16 protein-coding genes are annotated in these 23,332 nt (G+C 43.0%); 11 read left to right on the top strand and 5 right to left on the bottom strand.

Features of this window, described 5'->3' with window-relative positions; translation table 11 throughout:
- Window positions 1-13 precede the first annotated feature (13 nt).
- Window positions 14-1,231 carry an aminotransferase-like domain-containing protein gene (locus ACFWMP_RS06365; protein ID WP_379422602.1) on the top strand — a complete coding sequence of 406 codons (1,218 nt, stop codon included), beginning with the start codon at window positions 14-16 and terminating at the stop codon, window positions 1,229-1,231.
- A 740-nt stretch (window positions 1,232-1,971) separates the two neighbouring features.
- Here ACFWMP_RS06365 and ACFWMP_RS06360 read toward each other — a convergent pair.
- Complete coding sequence (locus tag ACFWMP_RS06360; RefSeq protein ID WP_379422600.1) at window positions 1,972-2,910, bottom strand: DUF2161 family putative PD-(D/E)XK-type phosphodiesterase; 939 nt, start codon at window positions 2,908-2,910, stop codon at window positions 1,972-1,974.
- Window positions 2,911-3,090: 180 nt separating this feature from the next.
- Between ACFWMP_RS06360 and ACFWMP_RS06355 the strand changes: the two genes are divergently transcribed.
- The 3 genes from ACFWMP_RS06355 to ACFWMP_RS06345 all read left to right on the top strand — a co-directional run bounded on the left by ACFWMP_RS06355 (window position 3,091) and on the right by ACFWMP_RS06345 (window position 7,068).
- A complete protein-coding gene (locus tag ACFWMP_RS06355; RefSeq protein ID WP_379422598.1) occupies window positions 3,091-4,986 on the top strand; it encodes a PrkA family serine protein kinase in 1,896 nt (631 codons plus the stop codon).
- 374 nt (window positions 4,987-5,360) lie between these two features.
- Window positions 5,361-6,287 (top strand): AraC family transcriptional regulator, encoded by a 927-nt coding sequence (locus ACFWMP_RS06350; RefSeq protein WP_231573406.1) that lies wholly within the window; start codon window positions 5,361-5,363, stop codon window positions 6,285-6,287.
- 349 nt (window positions 6,288-6,636) lie between these two features.
- Window positions 6,637-7,068: a GNAT family N-acetyltransferase gene (locus ACFWMP_RS06345; protein ID WP_379422596.1), complete on the top strand. Its 432-nt coding sequence runs from the start codon at window positions 6,637-6,639 to the stop codon at window positions 7,066-7,068.
- A 92-nt stretch (window positions 7,069-7,160) separates the two neighbouring features.
- On the opposite strand, the gene ACFWMP_RS06340 is transcribed toward ACFWMP_RS06345, so the two are convergent.
- Window positions 7,161-8,552 carry a SpoVR family protein gene (locus ACFWMP_RS06340; RefSeq protein WP_379422594.1) on the bottom strand — a complete coding sequence of 464 codons (1,392 nt, stop codon included), beginning with the start codon at window positions 8,550-8,552 and terminating at the stop codon, window positions 7,161-7,163.
- A gap of 527 nt (window positions 8,553-9,079) precedes the next feature.
- On the opposite strand from ACFWMP_RS06340, the gene ACFWMP_RS06335 reads away from it, so the two are divergent.
- The 7 genes from ACFWMP_RS06335 (at window position 9,080) to ACFWMP_RS06305 (ending at window position 19,127) form a co-directional block, all read left to right on the top strand.
- Entirely contained in the window at window positions 9,080-11,326 is a 2,247-nt protein-coding gene (locus tag ACFWMP_RS06335) for a helix-turn-helix domain-containing protein (RefSeq protein WP_379422592.1), read from the top strand.
- Window positions 11,327-11,371: 45 nt separating this feature from the next.
- Window positions 11,372-12,991 (top strand): extracellular solute-binding protein, encoded by a 1,620-nt coding sequence (locus ACFWMP_RS06330; protein WP_379422590.1) that lies wholly within the window; start codon window positions 11,372-11,374, stop codon window positions 12,989-12,991.
- 219 nt (window positions 12,992-13,210) lie between these two features.
- A complete protein-coding gene (locus tag ACFWMP_RS06325; RefSeq protein ID WP_379422588.1) occupies window positions 13,211-14,857 on the top strand; it encodes an extracellular solute-binding protein in 1,647 nt (548 codons plus the stop codon).
- Between the two features lie 122 nt (window positions 14,858-14,979).
- Window positions 14,980-15,870 (top strand): ABC transporter permease, encoded by an 891-nt coding sequence (locus ACFWMP_RS06320; RefSeq protein WP_231573407.1) that lies wholly within the window; start codon window positions 14,980-14,982, stop codon window positions 15,868-15,870.
- 28 nt (window positions 15,871-15,898) lie between these two features.
- Window positions 15,899-16,801 carry a carbohydrate ABC transporter permease gene (locus tag ACFWMP_RS06315; RefSeq protein ID WP_379422586.1) on the top strand — a complete coding sequence of 301 codons (903 nt, stop codon included), beginning with the start codon at window positions 15,899-15,901 and terminating at the stop codon, window positions 16,799-16,801.
- A gap of 215 nt (window positions 16,802-17,016) precedes the next feature.
- The gene (locus tag ACFWMP_RS06310; protein ID WP_339246319.1) at window positions 17,017-17,619 is read left to right on the top strand and encodes a TetR/AcrR family transcriptional regulator; all 603 of its coding nucleotides are present in this window, start codon (window positions 17,017-17,019) and stop codon (window positions 17,617-17,619) included.
- Between the two features lie 17 nt (window positions 17,620-17,636).
- Entirely contained in the window at window positions 17,637-19,127 is a 1,491-nt protein-coding gene (locus ACFWMP_RS06305) for an MDR family MFS transporter (RefSeq protein ID WP_042186261.1), read from the top strand.
- A gap of 74 nt (window positions 19,128-19,201) precedes the next feature.
- Here the strand turns inward: ACFWMP_RS06305 and ACFWMP_RS06300 are convergent, their stop codons facing one another.
- Genes ACFWMP_RS06300 through ACFWMP_RS06290 form a run of 3 tightly spaced genes read right to left on the bottom strand, consistent with a single transcriptional unit; the run spans window position 19,202 to window position 23,242 of the window.
- The gene (locus ACFWMP_RS06300) at window positions 19,202-20,695 is read right to left on the bottom strand and encodes an ABC transporter substrate-binding protein (RefSeq protein ID WP_379422583.1); all 1,494 of its coding nucleotides are present in this window, start codon (window positions 20,693-20,695) and stop codon (window positions 19,202-19,204) included.
- A 40-nt stretch (window positions 20,696-20,735) separates the two neighbouring features.
- Window positions 20,736-21,497, bottom strand: coding sequence for a response regulator transcription factor (locus ACFWMP_RS06295; RefSeq protein ID WP_042186265.1), 762 nt, complete (start codon window positions 21,495-21,497; stop codon window positions 20,736-20,738).
- A gap of 2 nt (window positions 21,498-21,499) precedes the next feature.
- Window positions 21,500-23,242, bottom strand: coding sequence for a sensor histidine kinase (locus tag ACFWMP_RS06290; RefSeq protein WP_156113081.1), 1,743 nt, complete (start codon window positions 23,240-23,242; stop codon window positions 21,500-21,502).
- Window positions 23,243-23,332 lie beyond the last annotated feature (90 nt).

The raw sequence follows: 23,332 nt of genomic DNA, 5'->3' as shown, positions 1-23,332 counted from the left end.
AGGGGGATTTCGCATGCTTTACCAATTTTCTGCTCGCGCGCACACACTGCTATCGTCACCGCTTCTAAGTATTCGCACCCAAACACGGAGAAGCTCCATGATATCGCTTGCTGAAGAATTACCAGCGGAAGAACTGTTCCCATTATCGCTGCTTGCCGAAGCAGCCTCTACGGTGATTTCTGCAGATGCAGGAGCACTTCAATATGGTGATCCTGCAGGGTATGGTCCACTTCGGGAGTGGCTTGCCGGGGATTGGCTCAGAGAAAAAGGGGTAACTGTTAACGAGGGTGGAGTTCTGCTAACAACGGGGAGCCAGCAAGCGATTGATTTGTTGTCGCGGGTGTATATTGATCCGGGAGATCGTGTATTAGTAGAAAATCCGACATCTCCAGGATTCTTGCAAACTCTTCGGATGCAGGGTGCCATCATTATCCCCGTAGAGGGTGACTTGGACGGGCTTCATCCAGATCATTTGCGGAGGCAAATTGAACTGCATAAGCCTAAGATGTTGTTCGCAACACCAAGCTTTACGAATCCAAGTGGCATCCTATGGAGCTTAGAGAGACGGCGTGAGGTGTTGGATCTTTGCATTGCGTATAACATCCTGATTGTAGAAGATGATTCTTATGGTGATCTACATTTCCAGAAGTATGGTGAACATTGGGCCACAAGATATCCATCCTTGTATGCGCTGGAAAATATAAGTGATGGCGGACACGTATTATATATCGGTTCGTTCAGCAAGACCGTTGCGCCCGCGCTGCGGACGGGCTGGGCTGCAGGTAGCCGGGAAGTGATCGGGATGATGGCTGCTGCCAAGCAGATGGCAGACTGGCAATCGAGCGCATTAAATCAGCGGCTCTTGCATCATTTGTTGGATGTGACCGCTTTTGATCTTCGTGAGCATATTGCGCAGCTGAACCGAGAATATAACACCCGACTGAAGTTAATGGTTGAACTGCTAAAACGTCCAGCTTGGAAAGGAAGCTCCTACGACCTGCCGTCAGGAGGTATGTTTCTATGGGTATCTCCACCGGAGGGGATGGATGTTATGGCACTGCTAAAATGTGCGCTAGGTAAGGGAGTGGCATTTTTGCCAGGACCGTTATGTAGCGTAGATGGAAGCGGAAATCACATTCGTCTTAACTTCAGCCATCCCGGCCGGGATGAGCTGCTTCTCGGCATGAATCTGATGAGCGAGGCGGTTAAGGAGTTCACGGCTCGGAGTTAGGTGGGTGCTGATCCATTGTACCGTGAAGAGTGTGCTTAATGAATGTTTAAGGAATCTGATGGATCGGACATAAAAATGTGATGAACAGGTTGATGAGCGGTCAAATGCAAAGGCAGATGTGCGATCAGATGCGCAAGGTGATGTGTTGCAGGTTGAACTGGCAGCTCAATTTATGACACACCGGAAAATCATAACAGACAGAGTGAGGCATTAGGCAAGGCGTAGAGTGCGGAGAAGGCCATTATAGGGGATTTCTCCCTATAACTGGCTGATTTATATTCTGGAATGGAGATTATAGGGAATCTCTCCCTATAAATTTCAGAAAAAGCCCTTTTTGTGGAGTAATCTATGCATTTATAGGGAGGAATTCCCTATATATCGGATTTTAGTGCGTATATTGAGTAATTATAGGGATGATTTCCCTTTAATTTAACTTATCAGCTTGAGACTAATACTTCGAAGGTTAGTTCTGTTTCTATGGCTTAACGGATTGGAACACAAAAAGCATCCCGTTGATGGGATGCTTTTTGGCGTTACCTAGAAATTGTTACGTGTGCATTAGAATAATAAGTTTAAAGTCCGAGTGAAAGATCAGAACCTGATTAAAAGACGAAAATCGAAGTGAAAGTTCAAAATCGGATAATGATAAAAGTCAGAGTGAAAGATCAAAAGCAGAGAAAAAGATAAAGGCTCCAGCAAAATTTTGAAATTGAAAGAATTTTTTGCTTAGCATAGGCGAGCTAATTACTGTGATGATTGCTGTCATGGGGTACGCCGCCAGTTATAGCGGCGTATTCTACTAGCGCGGCCTGACCGGCTGGGGTCAGGGTATAGCGCCCACGGCTGACACGGTGGAACCAGGCGTAGTAGTTGTGCTGCAGCATAGCGGCGGCGTTCGGTACGCCGCTACGCTTCCGCAGCTCGGCCGGAGAGATCCCGGCCGAGCGGGCGCTTGAGGCAGCGCTAGGGGCACCGCTTCGCGTGCCAGCCGCCGCTGCCTCCCGTGCTGCCGTGTCCCCGGCAGCACGCCCCTCCGGCGCTGAGCTCAGCGCCGGAGCCTGTGCAGCGGTGCTCGCCGCTGCACGTTTGCCCGCTGCGAGCGAAGCCTTCGCAGCGGCCTTCTCGGCAGCGACGGCGGCTTCCGCCTCCGCTGCCTGCAGAGAAAGCGCGACACGCAGCGCTTTCTCTCGGTAGGCCGTCACGAGCTTGACGCGCGTGCTGCCACCGGTGTTGTAGTCTCCGCTGCGCTCGCGGAACTCATAGAGCAGGCGCTCGCGCCGCCGCTTGTTGCTGCGCTGCGCAGGTGGCGTCTCGTCCGGCTCGACGAGCACCTCGACCAGCGGGGCCTTGGTCTTATAAAAAACAACGGTGATCAGCCCGAGACCAAGGCGGCGGCACAGTCCGCTAAGCTCGCCCCAGCGCTGGTTCACCGCCCCTTTTTTATCACGGACACGTTCTACTGCGAGATAGACCGTAGGACTGAGCTTTAGCCGTTCCACGCCTTGCAGGAGCAAGGCGAGGTTGAACGATTTTTTCATCTCTACGATTAGAGGGTGCTCTAAATCCTCACGAATACCCACCAAATCACAAGTCCGAACCTCACCCTTGATGCTGTATCCTTGCTTTTCAAAAAAAACCTTCAAAGGAGCATACAGCTCCGTTTCATGTCGTACCGCCATAGTGTCACTCCCGTAGCTCTTTTTTTCGGGTTCTCATTAAGGTTTTACTGCGATTTTATGATTCTCTATTATAGCACAGCAAAAAAGAGGTCAACTATTCCGCGCTTGCCGCATAGGTATGTAATACACTTTTTAACGCTATAGGAGAGCAAGTAGGAGCGCAAGAGGAGGCAGCGAGCAATGGATATTTTTGAGCGAATAGCTTCGTATCGGGCTGAGAACGACCGTTTGGCGTGGAGCGGGACCTTCAAGCAATATATAGAACTTTTGAAAAAAGACCCCTCTCCCGCAAAAACCGCTCACTCCCGCGTTTATGACATGATCAAGTCGCATGGCGTAGAGGACATAAACGGACGCAAACGTTATAAGTTTTTTGAACAAGAGATTTTTGGACTTGATCGTGCAGTCGAAAAGTTAGTGGAGGAGTATTTTCACTCTGCAGCACGCCGGCTAGATGTTCGTAAACGGATTCTGTTATTGATGGGACCTGTCAGTGGGGGGAAATCGACCCTAGTCACGCTGTTAAAAAGAGGTTTGGAACAATACTCGCGGACGGATGCGGGTGCGGTATATGCGGTTGAGGGCTGCCCGATGCATGAGGATCCACTACATTTGATCCCCCTGGAGCTTCGTCCAGAGATTGAAAAAGAACTCGGTGTGCGTATTGAGGGCAACTTGTGCCCATCCTGCCAGATGCGGCTGAGAAATGATTATGCGGGAGATATTGAGCAGGTTAAAGTGGCTCGTGTCATTTTGTCAGAAGAAGAGCGGATAGGGATTGGTACTTTTAGTCCATCCGATCCGAAGTCGCAAGATATCGCCGATTTGACAGGAAGTATCGACTTTTCGACCATTACTGAATTTGGTTCGGAATCCGATCCACGCGCTTACCGTTTTGACGGAGAGCTGAACAAAGCTAACCGTGGGCTGATGGAATTTCAAGAAATGCTCAAATGCGACGAAAAGTTTCTATGGAATCTGCTGTCACTGACGCAAGAAGGAAATTTCAAGGCTGGCCGGTTCGCGCTAATCAGTGCGGATGAAATGATCATAGCTCACACCAATGAAACCGAGTATAAGTCGTTTATTTCTAATAAAAAGAATGAAGCGCTCCAGTCCCGTATGATTGTGATGCCTGTTCCGTATAACCTCAGAGTATCGGAAGAGGAAAAAATCTACGCGAAGTTGATCGCCCAGAGTGATATGAACCATGTGCATATTGCGCCGCATGCGCTGCGTGCCGCTGCTATTTTCTCGATCCTGACCCGTCTGAAAGAAAGTAAAAAACAAGGCATGGATCTGATCAAAAAGCTTCGCATGTATGATGGTGAAGAGGTCGAAGGCTACAAGGAAGCAGATCTCAAGGAGATGCAAACGGAGTATTTGGATGAAGGCATGTCCGGAATAGATCCGCGGTATGTTATCAACCGGATTTCCAGTGCTTTGATCAAAGGTGATCTGCAATGCATGAACGCACTGGATGTGTTGCGTGCAATTAAAGACGGCCTGGATCAGCATCCATCGATTACAAAAGAGGAGCGGGAGCGTTATTTGAACTTCATCTCCATTGCCCGCAAAGAATATGACATTTTAGCTAAAAGCGAAGTGCAAAAGGCCTTCGTCTACTCCTTTGAGGAGTCCGCCAAGACATTATTTGAGAATTATCTCGATAATATCGAAGCCTTCTGCAATTGGTCCAAAATCCGTGATCCGCTGACGGATGAGGAGATGGAGCCGGATGAGCGGTTAATGCGTTCGATTGAAGAGCAAATCGGTATCTCTGAGAATGCGAAAAAAGCGTTCCGTGAAGAGATCCTGATCCGGATTTCCGCGTATTCACGCAAAGGGAAGAAATTCGAGTACAACAATCACGACCGCCTACGGGAAGCGATTGAGAAGAAGCTATTCACAGATCTCAAAGATATCGTCAAAATCACCACCTCGTCCAAAACGCCGGATGAAAGTCAGCTTAAACGGATCAATGAGGTGTGCGCTAGACTTATTGATGGGCATCACTATTGCCCAATTTGCGCTAATGAGCTGCTGAAGTATGTGGGCAGTCTGCTTAATCGGTAAAAGAATACAAGTACATTTGCGGCCACCATTTGGTGGTCTTTTTTTATGTGATAGATATTTTTTACGTGTTTCAATACGTGATATTGTGTGGAATTAGGCTTTGGTCGCGCGACCGAAAAGTAATGCATGAACCATGAAAAGTAGCAGGGGAGCAGACGCCCATACAGGAAAAAATTTCAAATGTATATTATTTTATATGGCATAGCTCTTTAAGTTAGTAATTCCTGCAAATCTGCAGCTTTTGAGCTAGATGAGGACGATATCAATGTAAAAAACTGCACATTTGCAGGTTTCTATGACAGCTAACTAAAGAAAGTGTTAGATCATACAGCTCAGCAAAACAGGAACAATCCTACTCGCTTGCAGTTGATATAATGAAATCACCGTACGGGGGAAGGCTGGTGCTGCACTTGAATTACAGTAAAGATATAGAGAAGTGTGTTGAATATATTGAAGCTCATATCAAAGAAAATATAACAGTGGAAGAAATAGCCGCTGAGGTTGGATATTCGGTGTATCATTTTTGCCGAGTGTTCAGCTTATGCAAGGAAATGTCCGTGATGGAATATGTGCGGAGCCGGAAATTATCTTTAGCGTCCATTGAATTGTTTGCCGGCAGAAGAATCATTGATATCGCACTGGACTATGGTTTTGAGACACAAAGTGGTTTCACTAAGGCCTTTCGTAAGGCTTTTGGCTATAGCCCGACACAGTATGCCGCACGGATGGACGGATTTACTAAAGGAAAAACACTAATTGAAATCGGAGGTTTTATAATGAACCCTGTTATAGTTCGCAAGCCTGCATTTAAGGTCGCTGGGTATGGGATCCAAACTAATGTTGCTGGAAGTATGTACACCAAGGATATTGCATCTTTTTGGAGTCATTATGAGGGTGAGAATCTGGAGTCCAAAATGTATAAAATACTAAACCCGCCTAAACACGGAGAAGTCGGCTTATGTATTCCTTCCTCAGATAATGGTAATGCGACTTATCTTCTAGGTGTTATTGTAGAGGACTACTCCAAGGTGGAAGATGATATGTTGACGATGGATGTGCCAGAAGCCGAGTATGCTGTGTTCACAACGCCGCCAGTGGATACATCAACGGATACAGAGCAAATACAGTTTGCACAGGTTATAAAAAGCACATGGAAGTACATCTTCGAAGAATGGTTTAAGGATAGTGGCTACGATTATGATGATAGTAAGCTGGATTTCGAATTCTATGATGAACGCTGCCACTCGCGGCCGGATACGGTGATGGAGATTTATGTTCCTGTGAAAAAATCGACCGAATGATATGTTAGGGCAAATGCTGCTCCGTGATGATCGTAACTTCGGGGAATGTTTGGACTTTCGGTCGCTGTTGTCTCTGGATTTATTGATTATTCCTTAGCGGATTAAATCCAGAAACAAAGGCGAACGCTACGCTCCTACAGTTCCAAACTTCCCCTACGTTACTTTTACCTCAGCAGCATTTGCAAAGTTCAATTATTCAGTCGCTACGGGGTGTCGACGCAAGAAGGTCCGCAGCGGGTTACACGCTGCGGGCTTTCTCATTTATTGTAGGTTGATTGACGGTTATCCCCTCCCGTAGTCTAATAGATTAAATAAACGTGTAACTTGATAATCTCGGGGAGTGAAACAGATGATTAGAGAAGCAAAAGCAGAGGACTGGAAAGACATATCCGAATTATTAGAGCAGTTGGGTTATTCAGAGACAGAAGCGTTCATGCAAGAAAAAATAGAAAAGCTAGTCCTGCATCCGGATGAGGAATTATTAGTTTTCGAGGAAGATCATAAAGTAGTCGCTTGCATTTCCATGCATTACATACCTCAATTAGGACTCGCGGGAGATACTGCAATCATAAGTTATCTCGTGGTAAGTAATGCCATTAGGAGCAAGGGAATTGGACGGATGCTTGAGGAATATTGCACTGATTTAGCTAGAAAAAGAAACTGTGACCGAATTCAAGTTCATTGCCACTCTAGAAGAACTGATGCGCATAGATTTTATGCCCGACAAGGATTTACTGAGGCTCCGAAATATTTTTCAAAGATGTTAAATGAATCCGAATAATCAACAGTCCAAATAAAGAGCGGCAGACCAGGGACGTACTTACGCGTCCAGTTCTGCCGCTTTGTTTTTCAAGTTATAGAGCCTTATTCTCTTTAAATAAACTTCCGTTGCACCTTTTTGCCATCATACGAGAACCGCGCCTTTTTGTCCTCCACGACGGTCTGCAGATGAACGGTGCGCCCCCATAATGAGTAGATATGCGGGAGTGTTCGCTCCAGGTACTTCAGATCCAGCTCGATACTTTCATAGCGGTGGGTGATAAATAACTCACCATTCTTCTCGAAGTCGGCATCCTCTATGACCAAGTAAGGTGACCCGCCATTGACTCGAGCGAGCACCAGTTGATCCCGTACGTTTTCCCATGCTTTGTCGGTGATTTTCCATTCCGGCCCTTTTTTCTCAAAAACATAAAGATCGAGGTCGTTCACCAGTTCTTTGGACAGATAGCTGCGGATAAAAGAAGTATCAGACTCCAACTCGCGAACCTCAAATATTTTCTCGCGGTCCCAGCGGCGTTCGATGTCTTCGAAGATTTTTAGACCAAGATAGTATGGATTCAGGCTTTGCCGTGAAGGCTGCACGACGGAGGAATTTAGTTTAGCGTATTCTACGGTTTCTTCTTCGGTCAGATCCAGTTCACGAACGATGCGCTGATGCCAGTACGAAGCCCAGCCTTCGTTCATGATCTTCGTCTCCATTTGTGGCCAGAAGTAGAGCATTTCATCATGAAGCATCGTCATAATATCGCGCTGCCAATCCTCCAAGACAGTGGAATATTGCTGGATGAACCAGACAATATCTTTTTCCGGCTCAGGTGGGAACGCACGATTTCCGGATGATGCTTCCTGTGGTCCAGAATTGCTCTTGTCTAGATTCCATAACTCGTCGTACGGATTAGCAGGTTTGGAGCCACCCGGAGGGGCATCCTTGAGTTCTTTCATTTTGGCTTCCAGCAGATGGGTCTTACCTAGCTTGCGCGGCTGAATCAGGCTGGGATCTATATGCTCTTGAATGGCCAGTACCGAATCAATGAATTTCTCCACAGCATCGGTGCCGTAGGTTACTGAATAACCCGCGATTCGGTCCGCAGTAGCTGACATGCTCTCGACCATATCCCGGTTGGACATGGAGAAACGCATGTTATTTTTGAAAAAATCGCAGTGCGCCAGCACGTGAGCTACGATCAGTTTGTTCTGAATCAGCGAGTTTCCGTCGAGCAGGAAGGCATAACAAGGGTTGGAGTTAATGACGAGCTCGTATATTTTACTCAGCCCGAAATCGTATTGGGATTTCATTTTGTGAAATGTTTTTCCGAAGCTCCAATGACCAAATCTTGTCGGCATTCCATACGCACCGAATGTATAAATAATATCGGCAGGACATATTTCATAACGCATGGGATAAAAATCCAAGCCGAAGCCAGTAGCTATTTCCGTAATTTCTGCAATCGCCCGCTCCAACGCATTAATTTCTTCGCTTGGCATGATTCTGTACTCCCTCCTATAATTCTGTAGATCCAACCTGAATAAACCCTCACGAAATGGGGTTTGGCTTCATATAGATGGGTCGATCAATGTAGTTCATATTATGTATATGGGTAGGGGGAGGGCAATATGACGAACTCTTCCTTGCTGTCACTATGGCACAAAACTATCTAATGCCGGGAGTATCCATTGTATATTTCTCAATATGAAAGCTACAGCATTGCATATTTAATTTAATTAAATATAAATAAGTTTAAATGAACACCGTTTTGGTATTTACAATCGCCAATGCATGTGCTACTTTAGCGATGTAATCGTATTCATATATAGATTTGTTAAATGATTAATAAAAATGTAAATCTTGTTTGGACCATTCCTTATTCAGCCTAAATCTAACAAGTGGGAGTGGTAAGGATGGAAATCCTACTCGGTTGACGTTGTTGAGCTATAGGAATGAGCAGATGAACTGAGTATAGCTGCACATCCCAGTGCTACACTCCTCAGTGATTATGATTATGGAGGTAAAAATGCGTAAATTTAAAATAAATATTTTATGGAAATTTCTACTTTCATATATCATTGTCTTGTTGCTGCCGCTTTCTGTTATTATCTTTTATTACTATCCATATTCCAATTCGATTGTGAAGAATAAAATATTGGACTGGAATACACATATTACCGAGCAAGTAGCCAGCAGTATGGATCTGTTTATGCGGCCCATCTATTCTCTCCCAACTTCGATTGTAGCTAATCCTGAGATCAAATTATCCTTATTAAAAAATGATGCATACCAGCGATACGTCGTGGCTAATGAGATGAAGAAATACAAAACAACGGATACCCTCTTGAATGATACTTTCTTATATATAAAACAAAGTGGGTATCTGTTCTCAAGTACAGGGTATATCTATGAGTTGGAGCGCTTTATGAACCCCAAGAATGGTTATGTTTATACGTCTTGGAGTCAAGAGCAGTTCAGCCAAGAGATCAATGTAATCAACGCTATTCAAGTTCGCCCTTCAGAGGATGTTGCCATTCTTGGCGAAGGACGCGTTAAGATGATTACGGTGATGATTCCTCTACCTCTAGGTGTCGACCAATCCGAAGGCTGCGTCATCTATATGATCAGGCATGATACGATCGAGCGAATGATGAAGTCAGTGTCTAATAGCTATACAGGAGATTTCATCATCCTTGATCAAAATAACACCCCTATCTTCTCCCTCAACCAACGTGATGATTTGCATGAGGCAAATTTCAAGCAATTTATTAAGCAGCTGCAAGCATCGCCATCAGGCGGTGAAATGGATTATGACGGAGAAGCTTATATTGCCTCCCAGACCGTTTCCAAGCAGAATGGCTGGAAATACATAAGCATGAATCCGCTGGAATCGGTACTTCTGGAGACGAAGGAAACGCAGCGCAACACAATTATTCTGGTTATATCCATCCTGCTCACTGAGATTATTATCATCTATTTATCCATCCGTAATAATTATGCCCCGATTAAGTCTCTTGTCCAATTCTCCAGACATGCATTTAAAGGCAACACGGAAAGTGGTGGCAATGAGTTTGATATTATACGCTCTACAATCCAGAATCTGTTCCAGTCGAAAGAGCAATTAGATCGGAATGTCCAAAGTATCGTTCCGAAGTTACGTGATAATATTCTATATGAAATCATAAGTGGACAGTACTCTTCACTTCAAGACATGCTGCTAGAGGCAAAGTCCTATGGCATCACCTTTACGTATGCGAAATGCACGACTGTGGTCATCAATGTGATTGGAGATATCGAGCAAGTATTTGAAATTGTGAAGAGCGTTAAATTACAGCCCGAGGATGCAATGGAAGGGTATTTTATTCGGAGTATTCATAATGATGATATTCTATTTATTTCCACACATACAGCGGAGCAAGCATTACGGGAGATGTTCATGAAGCTGCAGGGTGAGATTGAATTGGTTACTGGCGCTAAGCTTGTGATCGGAATAGGAAATACCGTTGATAGCCCAGGCGAATTTCATGCTTCTTATATTAATGCGCTTAGAACAGTCGAACATTTGCGCATCAAGAATGAAGATTCCATCCTGTCCTTTCATGATCTGATGCAGCAGAGGAATGAGCCTGTACCTTATCCGGCTGAAACGATTCAATCACTGGAATTGTTTATCATGACGGGTGATGTCTCTGAAGTGCAGAAAACAGTTCAAAGACTCATTGAATTTCTCCAACATGATCGAACGCCTCCCTATATGATTCGGGCTGTATTTGTAAATATCTCGACCATTATATTAAACAATCTGATCCGTTTGAAGCATAAGGAGAATATGGAGCAGCTTGGGATCACATCGTTTCATAATCGTATTACGGTAGCCCAGATCACTGAGATTTTAGAGAAAAGTGCGGATATATTATGTGAATTGATGGCTAGTACGCATACTTCCTCTAAGGCAGCTACATTGGATGAAGTGCTTAAATATATTCAAGAGAATCAGTTTGATATCAACTTCTCACTACAAGCTATTGCCGATCACTTTGGAATGTCGGTGTCGAATTTTAGCCACTATTTCAAGAAGAACGCCGGACAGAACTTTAAAGACTTTATGGATGGGCGCCGAATCAATCATTCGAAGCAGCTGCTTATTCATTCCGATGAAACTATTGATTGGATTGCAGGCAGGGTGGGCTACACTAACCCTTCCAGCTTTATTCGCGCCTTCAAAAAACATGTAGGGGTCACACCTGGGCAATTCAGATTGTTTAACAAGTGAATATCTTCTTGTCTATTGCAGATATAAGCTACGGGGGGATTCAATATGCGAGGAATGAGACGATGGGTTATATGTGTATGTATGCTACCGGTGATTATACTGCTTCAGGGATGCAGTGTGAAGAATGAGTCTGACCATACTACAGAGCGCAATGTAGAGCTGCTAGACAGGGTACAGATTAGCGTGATGACACCTACACATCAGCTATCCAAGAATCTTCAGGATATTCCTTATTTGAATCGCATCGCTACTGACGCAAAAATTCATGTGAACTGGATGCAGAAACGTAACGGATGGGAAGAAGCGAAAAGCACTGCTTTGACAAGCGGAGAAATGCCTGATGCTTTTTTGGCTGGATTGACCGATCAGGATATTATCGCGAATAAGGATAAATTCGTAGACCTTAGTGAATATATCGATAAATATGCCCCGAATATCAAGAGAATGTTTGAGGAAGTTCCCGAAACCAAGCGTGTGAGTACATTTCCCGATGGGAAGATGTATTCTCTTCCCGGTGTAAGACCAATTAATACAGATAGCTATAATGTCTTGATGATTAATAAGAAATGGCTGGATAAGCTTGGACTGACAGAACCGACTACGCTGGATGAACTGCGTGAGGTATTAACCGCCTTTCGCAATGGAGATCCCAATGGCAACGGGAAGCAGGATGAGCTTGGAATGGACTGGTGGGCAGGTGCTGGAGGAAGTCTGGGGAGCAGAGGTCTATTTAGTGTGACCAGTTTACTTGGGGCTTATGGAGTGACAGATAATTTCACCGAAGAGATGATCGGAGTGACGAAAGGGCAGATCTGCTTTTTGTTCGAGAGTGATGAATATAAGAGCTTAGTCTCTTACCTGGCAGAGCTCTGGAAGGAAAAGCTGATCAATCCGGACGTGTTCACGCAAGATTATTCCGGGATGAAAGCGAGTGCGCAACAAGATGATGTGGCAACGGTTGGTGTGACCTTCGGTTGGTCATTAACAGACCGCGTTGGTAAATGGGCCAACGAATATGTGGCTTTGCCACCGCTGCGTAGCGGTAGTAATGTGGCGCCATTATGGCCAATGAGTCCTTCTCGCGTAAGAATAACAACCAATCTGTTTAGCATGACAACAGCTAATCCGCATCCTGTCGAGACCATTCAATGGATTGATCAATTCTACTCCGAGGAAAATTCGATCCAAGGCTATTACGGCTCCATGCCTGATTATGTGACTAAGGAACTTGACGGTATATATACCATAGTTCCCGCTCCAGAAGGTGATCAAGATACACAGCAATGGACGAATGCTCTCGTGGATAATGGTCCGCTATACTTTTCGCAATCATTGGAGAACAAAACGATTGTTCCTCCCGCGGTAACGATCCGAAGAGAATTGGACAGCATCTATAAAGCTTATGAGCCTAAATCAGTGGACATTTATCCGATGATTAAATTTTCGTCAGAAGAGCTTAATGAAATGGCCTTGGCAAAATCAGATATATTTAAGCTGGTCGATGAGAAATTTGCGGAATGGATTATGAATTCAACGGTAGATAAGGAATGGGATCAGTATATTAATCAGCTGAAACAAATGGGACTGCCAGTACTGTACAGAATATATCAACAGGGTTATGAGGATTATTATGCTCAACCAAATTTGAACGTCAACAATAATTGAAAACGCATTCAAAAAACGCCCAAAACCATTGAATTGTTAACGCTTTCAAATATTGCGAATGCTTAAATTCTTGTTCGTATACAGCCGCCTCAACCCCGGGTTAAAGTTGCGATGTAGCCGTCATGTGAAATGCGAGCAGTAAGAAGCAATAAATTGTATTCCAATTGCTTGCCTCGCAGCTTGAACGTGCGCTTTAAACCAAAAAGGGAGGTTCGTTGTATGAGGGAATATTTGTTAAAGGTAATGAAGCCCGTATTAGCACTTAGCCTATTTGGAACAATTCTTGCGGGGTGTGGAGGCGGGAGTAATGATGGTGCCTCTTCTTCTGATTCAAGTTCGTCAACGAATTCTACAACCGGTACAGTAAAACTAAAAGGGATCATGCTGAAACATCCTCTTACGCAAGAATTCTCCAAAATGGAATGGTTGACCAAGGTTGAGGAGCAAGTGGGGGTAGATATTGAGTGGCAAGAAATTTCAGCGGACTGGGATCAGAAAAAAGGCGCTTTGTTAGCCGGAGGAGATATTCCGGATATCCTTATAGGACCGAATGTGATCACGGATGCTGATTTTGCCCAGTTCACCGGACTCTTTCAGGATTTAACCGAGCTCATTTCAACAGGCGGCCCTAACATTCAACAGATGTTTACTGAGAAGCCGGAGACCAAATTAATCGCTACACAGCTGGATGGGAAAATATACGGTTTACCAAAATATCAACGATTCTGGCCGGATACGGTAAGTCGGCAATATATCAATAAACAATGGTTAGACAATTTAGGTCTCAAGGAACCGACTAATTGGGATGAATTATATAATGTGCTCCTGGCGTTCAAAGAGAAGGATGCCAATGGGGACGGTGATGTAAATGATGAAATTCCTATGGATTTCGCTCCGGTGGGGACGACAGGATTTGGTTATTTTCAGCCACAAATATTGCTTGGCAGTTTAGGTATTACATTAACGGATAGTAGTGGTCAAGGATATTTCACCGAGGGTGGCCAGATTAAAAATTACTTTGTGGATGATCGATACAAGCAGTTCGTGGAATTCATGAATAAGTGCTGGCAAGCTGGCTTAATTAACCCGGAAGCCTTCACGCAGGATTATTCCAAATTCCAATCGGTTGCGCGCGGCAGCGGGGACAAAGCGAAGGTCGGCTTTTCATGGGGTTGGGAAGTAACGGACCGCTTTGGCAACACCTTGGCTCCACAATATGAGTCGATCGCTCCGCTTAAATTGTCGGCGGATTCAACGATTAAGCAGTCCTATGACTATGACGGTTATTCATTGAATTTCGGCGGTAATATGGTCGTCATGTCTGCTAAGTCCAAGAATAAAGAAGCGGCAATGAAATTTATTAATGAGCTGTATAATCCTACAGTTAGTATGCAGGTACTATTCGGATCACTTGGTACGAACATTAAAGATAATGGAGATGGAAGCTACGCGGTCCTGCCACCTACTGACAGCCAAATGGACCCAGGCACATGGAAGTGGACATCAACCTGGGCGGATAATGGACCTACCTTTATCTCCGATTCATTGAAACTGACACTTGGAACTGATATGCAATCTGTTGGCAAACAGACAGAGCCGCTGCAGGCGGTCCTCAGTGGGATTGACAAGGATAACGATATTTTACCAAGCATGTTCATTAAATATAACCCGGAAGACAACAATGCCATGGTGTTAGTGAATACGAATATGATTAATCTGGCGATGTCTAAGTTCTCGCAGTGGGTTACCAAAGGGGGAGTTACCAAGGAATGGGACTCCTATGTGAGTAACATTAAGCAGATGGGGCTGGATAACAACTTGTCCACTATGCAGAAATACTATGATGATTACAAAAGTAAGAAATAAGCTGTAAAGATTTATAGAACATCCGGAGACGGCTTTTCTTTACAGGATGAAGAGAAGCTGTCTCCTTATAAAGGAGGCTTATGATGTCCTCAATAACTCCCAATAAACATAGAAGAAATCTAATGGAGCTTAAACGCGACTATCAATTATGGATTATGATAATTCCGGCGATCGTTGTAGTTATCATCTTCAACTATATTCCAATGTATGGAATTCAGCTTGCCTTCAGGGATTATGATTTCTCGCGTGGATTGGCAGGTGGCGCCTGGCGCGGTCTGCATTATTTCTCACAATTCATCAATAACTATCAGTTTTGGGATTTGATGAGAAATACTGTGATTATCAGCATCACAACAATCGTTCTTGGATTTCCAGCACCGATCATACTAGCGCTCATACTGAATCAAGTGAAATGGTTTCGCACTAAGAAGCTGCTGCAGACCATCGTATATATGCCTCATTTTATCTCAATTGTAGTTATGGTTGGATTGCTGAATGTTCTCCTGTCACCGAATACAGGAATCCTTGGTCAACTGATCTCCAAGCTTGGCGATACGGACATTAATTTGCTCGCCTCCACGAATTCATTCGTCCCGGTGTTTGTGATTTCGGATATATGGCAGCATGCTGGATGGAACAGTATTATTTATCTGGCCGCATTATCAACAGTGAGTCCAAGTCTCTATGATGCTGCCAAAATTGACGGAGCGAACAAATGGAAGATGATTCTGCATATCGATATCCCTGCCTTGGTTCCGACAATTATCATATTATTTATTCTGAGTATGGGGAATGTACTGGGAACCGGATTCGAGAAGGTATTCTTGATGCAGAATTCATTGAACCTTCCCGTATCAGAGGTCATTTCCACCTATGTTTATAAAATCGGTATTCTTTCCAATCAATTCAGTTATTCGTCAGCCATCGGATTATTTAATACCGTCATCAATTTTTTCTTTCTGGTTACCATGAACTGGATTTCCAAACGCAACTCAGATATTAGCCTCTGGTAAATGGAACGAACATCGAAAGGTGATGCTTATGCAGGCGACAACTAATCACAAGCGCAGCACGGGTGAGATTCTATTTGATATTTCGATCATTATCTTATGTGTTCTAATTTTCCTGATCGTCGCTTATCCCTTGTACTTTGTTATTATTGCTTCTGTCAGTGACCAGACATTGGTCTCCACAGGCAAGGTTACTCTATTTCCTAGAGGAATCAGTTTCTTTGGCTACGAGCAAATTTTTCAGGATATGCGTATTTGGATAGGCTACAAGAATACCGTTATTTATACAGTTTTGGGAACATTGTTTAATCTGCTTCTTACGATCCCGGCAGCGTATACACTATCCAGACAAGAGTTCCGTGCACGACGGTTCTTGATGTTTTTCTTCGTTTTTACATTATTTTTTAATGGTGGACTAATTCCAACGTATATCCTGATGAAAGATCTATCTCTGACCAATTCGATGTGGGTCTTTATTCTTCCCTTTGCAGTGAATGTGTTTAATCTCATTATTGCACGTACGTTCTTTGAAGCTTCACTACCTAAAGAAATTTATGAATCCGCTTCATTGGATGGATGTACTCATTTTAAATTTTTCTTCTATATTGCGATCCCTTTATCTAAGTCCGTCATATCGGTCATTGCGCTGTATTATCTGGTAGCACATTGGAATGATTTTTTTACTGGGCTTATCTACATTCATTCGAATGACCTGCAGCCGTTACAAATCATTTTGCGTGATATTCTGTTATCCAACCAGGTTTTCTCCCAAGGCGGAGGCTCGGGCGGCAGTGCAGGCGGGTATGCTCAGCAATTTGCTGACCAGGTTAAGTATGGAGTTATTATTGTATCTACTATACCGATTCTTATTGTGTATCCGTTTATTCAGAAATATTTTGAAAAAGGTGTTATGATCGGTTCGATAAAGGGCTAGGAGAACAAACAAACAAACACAATCAGCCGGCGAGATATATTCTCAGCCGGTTATTTTTGTTCTTCAAAACAAAGCACTGCATCGCATGTTTCCGTCTTTGTTGAAAACAGTGAAGATACTTTCTGAAATTTCCATTGACGCACATTAAGTTTTCAAGGTATATTAAACATTGTTTTAAACAGTGTTTAATTGCATGACGAGTTAAGGAGAGTTCTATGACGAAGGAGAAGATTTTAGACGCAACGCTGCATTTAATTAAGTCCGAAGGGATTGATAGTGTTACCATTCGGAAGATTGCTAGTGAAGCTGGTACTAATGTAGCGCTAATTAATTATTATTTCGGGTCGAAAGAAAAACTTATGCATGAAGCAATGAAGATGATTCTGGAAACATTCCGCTCGGCGTTTGATATATTCGATGTTATGGAATATCAGCCAATCGAACGACTGAAACAATTTATTTTGACGTACGCCTTATTTCTTAAAGATTATCCTGATCTGCTCAAGCGGATTCTTGGCCATGATCCACTGTTTGAATCGGTAGCCGAATATGTACATTTTATGAAGCAACAAGGATTCGAGAAATTAAGCACAGTTATGACAGAAGTGACGGGTGTAACCGATCGAAAGACCATATTGTTGATGACACAGCATATGTTTGCTGCCATTATGTCACTGTTCACCAAAGTGAATCCTGTTACTAAATGTCAGCCGAACAACTGCATTCAATCGTCTCTACTCGATATTCCTATATCGATTGAGGAAAGTATTGATTTGTTTTTCGAGCATTATTTTCACAAATATTCAGTCAAAATTTAGAAAGCAGAGGTATCACAATGACTTCAAATACTGCAACAAAACCCCTTACGCAGGAAGGGGACACGTTCTCCCTGAAAGCTATTCTGCCACCTTTGCTTGCGATAATCGTCGGTATGATTATGGTTATTCTGGACAGTACAGTTGTTAACAATGCAGTTCCTAAACTAGTGGAATATTTCCATACTGATCTAAAGACAATTCAATGGGCAATAACGGGGTACACATTAGCACTATCCGCCGTAATTCCACTTGCTGGTTGGATGACCGATAAATTTGGATCAAAGCGTATTTTCCTTGTAACGATTGTGCTGTTTACATTAGGGTCTGTTCTATGCGGCTTAGCGCAATCACCTGAACAACTAATTTTATTCCGTATTATTCAAGGTCTAGGCGGAGGTATGGTTGCACCGATCGGGATGGCAATGGTATTCAAATTAGCTCCACCCGAACGTCGAGGCTCAATTATGGGTGTTCTTGGAATCCCAATGTTGATGGCGCCAGCTTTTGGTCCTGTAATATCCGGTTATCTTGTCGATTATGTGAGTTGGCACTGGATCTTTATTATCAATTTGCCTATTGGTGTTGTGGCCTTCATTTTGGGTAAGAAATACTTACCGAAGACTGAACCGCAGAAGTCAACACATCTTGATATTCTCGGGATGTGTCTTGCACCGATTGCGTTCGCTATGCTTGCTTATGGTGTAAGCGAAGGTGGAACAGATTGGTCTTCAACGGGTGCTATTACAGGCTTAACAATCGGTGGTATCGCATTAATACTGTTCATTGTGGTGGAGCTTAGACAGAAGTATCCTTTGCTTGAACTGAAGGTATTTAAATCATCTGATTTCACTCGCGGTATTATTCTTACTTGGATCGTACAGATGGCATTATTCGGAGCTACACTGATGATTCCTTTGTATCTACAGAATATTAAAGGTTATACCGCACTTCATACCGGTTGGATCGTGATGCCGCAAGCGTTATGCGCCGGTCTTATGATGCCGATTAGTGGTAGGTTGTTTGATAAAATTGGAGCTCGTCCATTAGCGTTCTGTGGGTTGAGTGTTATCGCCACCGCGATGTTTATTCTCTCGACGGTAACCGTGGATACACCGATTTGGATGGTTATTGTTGCGGTTTGTGTGATGGGGTTAGGTATGGGGTCAACCATGATGCCTCTTAATACACATGTATTAAATTCAGCACCACGTCATTTGGTTAGCCGTGTGACACCGTTGACTTCAGCGGCTCAACAGGTTGTCGTATCCTTCGCAGTAACAGGTCTTACAGCTTATCTGACTTCTCATACAAATACTCATATGGCAACAATCGGAAAGACAGGAAACCCGCAGACTGCCTTAGTAGCCGGCTTTGGAGATACGTTTCTCCTAACCGCTTGTATCGTATGTGTTGGTATTGTTATGTCCCTCATCCTTCGCAAGCCGAAGCTGCAACAAGCTGAAAATATCGGTGAAGAGGTAGATCCAGCGATGATGATGGGTCACTAGTCTTATATAAGCCCCCCAAGAAGGTCACTTTATCTAAAGTGTCTCTCTTGGGGGCTTTTCTTTACAGTGACTTTCTATTTCCTCCAAAGATCCAATTGCTTCTGGATCTCCTTACGTACCTTATCAATACCTGCTTCATGAAGTTCATGGTTGAATTTGGGGAGAATGGCATCAACATCGACACTGCCTGTCATAAGACTTGGATAAAATTTGCGCCAGACAATCTCAATGTTGTCAATTTGCTCATTTAGCTCTGACAGATCGGGAGTAAAGCCCAGTACTTGGGACTCCACAACCTTGGAGTTGTAGATGCGGAATTGCTCCCACTTGTTTAGTGGGTCAGGGTAAATTCCACCTAATGTACTTAAGATAAACCAGTTTCCCTGAGTGTATTGTATGCCAGTGTAGCCACCGTTCGCCTTGGGAAGAGGATTTCCTTGACTGTCTTTTATCGAACTTAGGACAACCTGGTCATTCTGATCCAGTGTATAATGAACGCCTTCAATGCCATATTGAAATAAGTTACGCAGGTCAGGATCGGTATTCAATAAGTTTAGAAATTTGATGCTCTCCACAGGATGCTTCGTATGTGCATTCACAACCATCATCCCTCCGCGCACAGCTTCTGTAGTTGCCACCTCGGGTGTTACTGGATTGGTTACAATTTTATACCCCAGATCGTTACTCCAGACGCTCTCAGAGAGTGGACCGCCACTACCAGATTCCCAAAATACCTTTACACCATGTTTCAAACTTCCTGGTTCTCGCAAAGCGGCGTCTTGATTAATGAACCCTAATTGATAGTAACGTCTTAACGTATCCAATATATGTTTGGCTTCACGGGTTTCGAAGATATTGACCACAGGAGCAGTAGGATCCAGAGATTGGATCATTAATGGGAGTCTGTTGTCCCCTATATATTCGTAGCCGTACATAGCAAAAAAATTGTGTGAGTCTCGATCAAGCTCCATGGGCAAATAATCGGGTTCATTTTTTTGTATCATGCGAAGCAGCGGTTCCAGCGATTCCAGTGTGTTATATTGGTTAACTTTAATATTGTATTTTTCTACCAGAGAATCAGGATACATCCAATTCTCGCGTACAGCCAATTCTTTGTTGGTGGGGACGCCGTAGATGAACCCGTCATCCATCTCAGCACCCTTCCAAAAGATGGGGTCTATTGCAAGGTACATTTCTTTGGCTAGATTCATGAAATAGTCATCTAACTTCAGCCATACCCCACGTTTGGCATATTTAGCATAATCCGGAGCAAAAGCAATATCAAAAGGGCTGTCAGAGGAGATCATTGTGTTCATGCGATCAGCATATTCCTGCCAACCAATTTTATTATAGGTTATGGTAATTCCAATTTTTTTCATCAATATGTCGTTAATTTTGTTGTTAACAAGGGCCAGATCCTTATCAGGATCACCGATTGTATAATAAATCAGATTTACCGTGGGTTCTGCATTAAAGTTCGCAGCGTTCAAGTTCTGCTTGGTGCAGCCAGTTAACAATGTAATGAACAGCAGAATAATGCCACAGATGAAGCAGCTATATCTATTCATGACACGGCCCCCTAAATCACTTTGCAATATACATCCAGCCTTAACTTTTCATCCGTAAACTTGAGGGAGAGGTACCAAAATGATTTTGAAATTGTGTATAAAAATAGTTCAGGTTGTTATAACCAACAGAAAGGGCAATCCAGTGTATTTTCTCATTAGTCGTTTGGATAAGCTCTTGTGCACGATACATCCGATAGCTCATTAGATACTCTGAGAACTTCATACTTGTTTCTTTAATGAAGATTTGTCCAAGATAGGTACTGTTCATTTGAAATCGATCAGCAACGGATTTTAATGAAATATTATGAGCGAATTCTGTTTTAATCATAATTAATATACGATTGACCAGCTTTGAGAAGGCATCGTAATGTATTCCAAGTACAGGATCAATACTCATGGAGTCAGCATTCACATCTCTAATCGTGCCATGTAAGTCTTCGATAATTATTTTTTCAATGACCTCCTGCAGCTTGATTCGATCCACAGGCTTTAATAGGTAATCCTTTACTCCGCAACGAATAGCTTGCTGGGCATATTGAAAGTCACTATAGCCGCTTATAATAATATATTTGGTTGGAAGGCTCACTTCATTTAGCTTTTGGATAGCATCATACCCTAGATTCTTGCCAATACACACATCGATAATAGCAATGTCAGGTATTAAATCTACAGCTTTAAATACAGCATCTTCAGTGGATTCACTTGTTTCTATTTGTTTGAATCCGTAATGCTCCCAATCCAGAATACGTTTCATACCTTCCAAAATCTGAGGTTCATCATCCACAATCAAAAGTTTGTACATATCTAATCACCTCTTTTAGAAATCTGTACAGAGATTTTGACACCAGCTTCGTCATTATTCTCAATGGTAATCGAGAAATCCTCTTGATAGAAAAATTGTAGCCGGGCATAGACATTATATAGTCCGATGCTATTGGTGGCATGGTCATTATTACTTGAAAGGACCCGTCTGATGGCAGTTAGCTGTTCTTCATCAATTCGTACTCCATTGTCAATGAAATCCAGTCTATAGTAGTCTTCATCTTCCCAGCCTGACACGATAAATAAATTAAATTCTTTATTTATATTAAACCCATGGACGAAGAAGTTTTCTGCCAAGGGTTGCATCCAGAATTTAACAGTAGAAAGAGCAAGAATAGTATCTTCAACATCAATTTGGTAAAAAAAGTGCTCAGGATATTTAAACTCCATAATTTGCAGGTATTTTCGTAACAGTTCCAGCTCACTACCTATTGAAATAATATTTTCTTTCTTAACAATTTCTCGATACAACGCTCCTAAGGTTGCAATCGCATCTGCGGTAGGCTCATTCTGATGAACCAATGCAGTAGATCGAATAACCTCCAAGGTATTATAAAGAAAATGTGGATTGATTTGATGTTGAAGCGCTTTCATTTCTGCTTCCTGCTGTTTTAATTTAAGCAAGTATTCGTTTCGAATATATTTGTCTAATTGGTGTATCATATCGTCGACTTCTCGAGCAATCATACCATATTCATTCATACGATAACGTGCAGGCTTATTGGGAGTGAAGTCAGCAGTTTTCGCACGTTTGATTGACTGTATAATACGGTGCAGAAACCGCGAATCATCACGAAGGTTGTAGACTACGAGCAGGAGTACACAGATCATAGCGGTAAAGACGATCATAAATATATTGAGCAATACCGTGCTATGCTGACTTATTAGTGCAGCCAAGTCTACTGTACTAATAAATCGATAATTGTATTTGGTAGATGTAAAGGTAACAAAGAAAATGGGAATATATCCTTTATATACGATAAAGCCATGATTTTTATTATTCGCAACCGCTTGTTGGGTGATTTCTTTCATTATGGATTTATTGTTACCAATAATGAATGTCTCCCCGGTAGAAGGGTTGATTACAGCCGCATTACCGAGTTGATAATTATTTACGATACTGAATATTCGCTTGCTACTGATCTGAAAGTGGATTTCCCCTGGTTCTGTAGCACTTTGATTTAGTTTTTTGCGAGAGACGAAGCCCTTCTGTATACTTTCATCGAAGATTTCGTCAGAATTTGGAACGCCAAACTGGAAGCTAGGAATACCAAAACTATTAAAATAGATAATATTTCCGTAGTCCTTGGTATGAACGCTGATTTGAGTAATATCTCCCTGGGCCCAGCTGTAAAGATATGTTTTAGTATCCTCAGGAAAAGAGAGCAGTGATTGTGATGAATAAGGGCTATTCTCCAATCTTTTAGTCAGATATCCTTCAACGGAAGGGCTCATAAAATAACGGACGTCTTTCATCAGATCCTGATTGGAATACAATCTTTGCATGTAAGCTTCAATCCGATCGGCATCATTCTGAAAGTTGTTCTCAATACGGGAAAAGGCATTCGCAGCTTCAATCCGTGTGTTCCCGATCCATTGATTAATAAGAATAACGCTGGTCATAGTGCCCAGTGTTAACCCGATGGTTACAATGAAGATCAGGTAAGCCCAAAATTTATTGCGATATATTTTAATATGAAAAAAAGAACTCCTCCAAAACCTCATTTGTAATGCCCCCTAAGGTCAGACACATAATATAGAGGAAAAAGTCTCTCGCTGCTATGGTTGTGAGAGCATGTAATTCACTGTAAATAT

The sequence above is a fragment of the Paenibacillus sp. NPDC058367 genome (genome assembly GCF_042723305.1).
Classification (GTDB): Bacteria; Bacillota; Bacilli; order Paenibacillales; family Paenibacillaceae; genus Paenibacillus_AQ.
The sequence above is the reverse complement of the archived record's forward strand: the minus strand, read 5'-3'. Positions and strand labels throughout refer to the sequence as shown.

Excerpts from the sequence above, each read along its gene's own strand:
- ACFWMP_RS06300 (WP_379422583.1), bottom strand. The coding sequence starts at position 20,695 with ATGAATAGATATAGCTGCTTCATCTGTGGCATTATTCTGCTGTTCATT.
- ACFWMP_RS06320 (WP_231573407.1), top strand. The coding sequence starts at position 14,980 with ATGGAGCTTAAACGCGACTATCAATTATGGATTATGATAATTCCGGCG.
- ACFWMP_RS06335 (WP_379422592.1), top strand. The coding sequence starts at position 9,080 with ATGCGTAAATTTAAAATAAATATTTTATGGAAATTTCTACTTTCATAT.
- ACFWMP_RS06365 (WP_379422602.1), top strand. The coding sequence starts at position 14 with ATGCTTTACCAATTTTCTGCTCGCGCGCACACACTGCTATCGTCACCG.
- ACFWMP_RS06310 (WP_339246319.1), top strand. The coding sequence starts at position 17,017 with ATGACGAAGGAGAAGATTTTAGACGCAACGCTGCATTTAATTAAGTCC.
- ACFWMP_RS06315 (WP_379422586.1), top strand. The coding sequence starts at position 15,899 with ATGCAGGCGACAACTAATCACAAGCGCAGCACGGGTGAGATTCTATTT.
- ACFWMP_RS06305 (WP_042186261.1), top strand. The coding sequence starts at position 17,637 with ATGACTTCAAATACTGCAACAAAACCCCTTACGCAGGAAGGGGACACG.
- ACFWMP_RS06290 (WP_156113081.1), bottom strand. The coding sequence starts at position 23,242 with ATGAGGTTTTGGAGGAGTTCTTTTTTTCATATTAAAATATATCGCAAT.
- ACFWMP_RS06345 (WP_379422596.1), top strand. The coding sequence starts at position 6,637 with ATGATTAGAGAAGCAAAAGCAGAGGACTGGAAAGACATATCCGAATTA.
- ACFWMP_RS06330 (WP_379422590.1), top strand. The coding sequence starts at position 11,372 with ATGCGAGGAATGAGACGATGGGTTATATGTGTATGTATGCTACCGGTG.
- ACFWMP_RS06360 (WP_379422600.1), bottom strand. The coding sequence starts at position 2,910 with ATGGCGGTACGACATGAAACGGAGCTGTATGCTCCTTTGAAGGTTTTT.
- ACFWMP_RS06325 (WP_379422588.1), top strand. The coding sequence starts at position 13,211 with ATGAGGGAATATTTGTTAAAGGTAATGAAGCCCGTATTAGCACTTAGC.
- ACFWMP_RS06295 (WP_042186265.1), bottom strand. The coding sequence starts at position 21,497 with ATGTACAAACTTTTGATTGTGGATGATGAACCTCAGATTTTGGAAGGT.
- ACFWMP_RS06340 (WP_379422594.1), bottom strand. The coding sequence starts at position 8,552 with ATGCCAAGCGAAGAAATTAATGCGTTGGAGCGGGCGATTGCAGAAATT.
- ACFWMP_RS06355 (WP_379422598.1), top strand. The coding sequence starts at position 3,091 with ATGGATATTTTTGAGCGAATAGCTTCGTATCGGGCTGAGAACGACCGT.
- ACFWMP_RS06350 (WP_231573406.1), top strand. The coding sequence starts at position 5,361 with ATGAAATCACCGTACGGGGGAAGGCTGGTGCTGCACTTGAATTACAGT.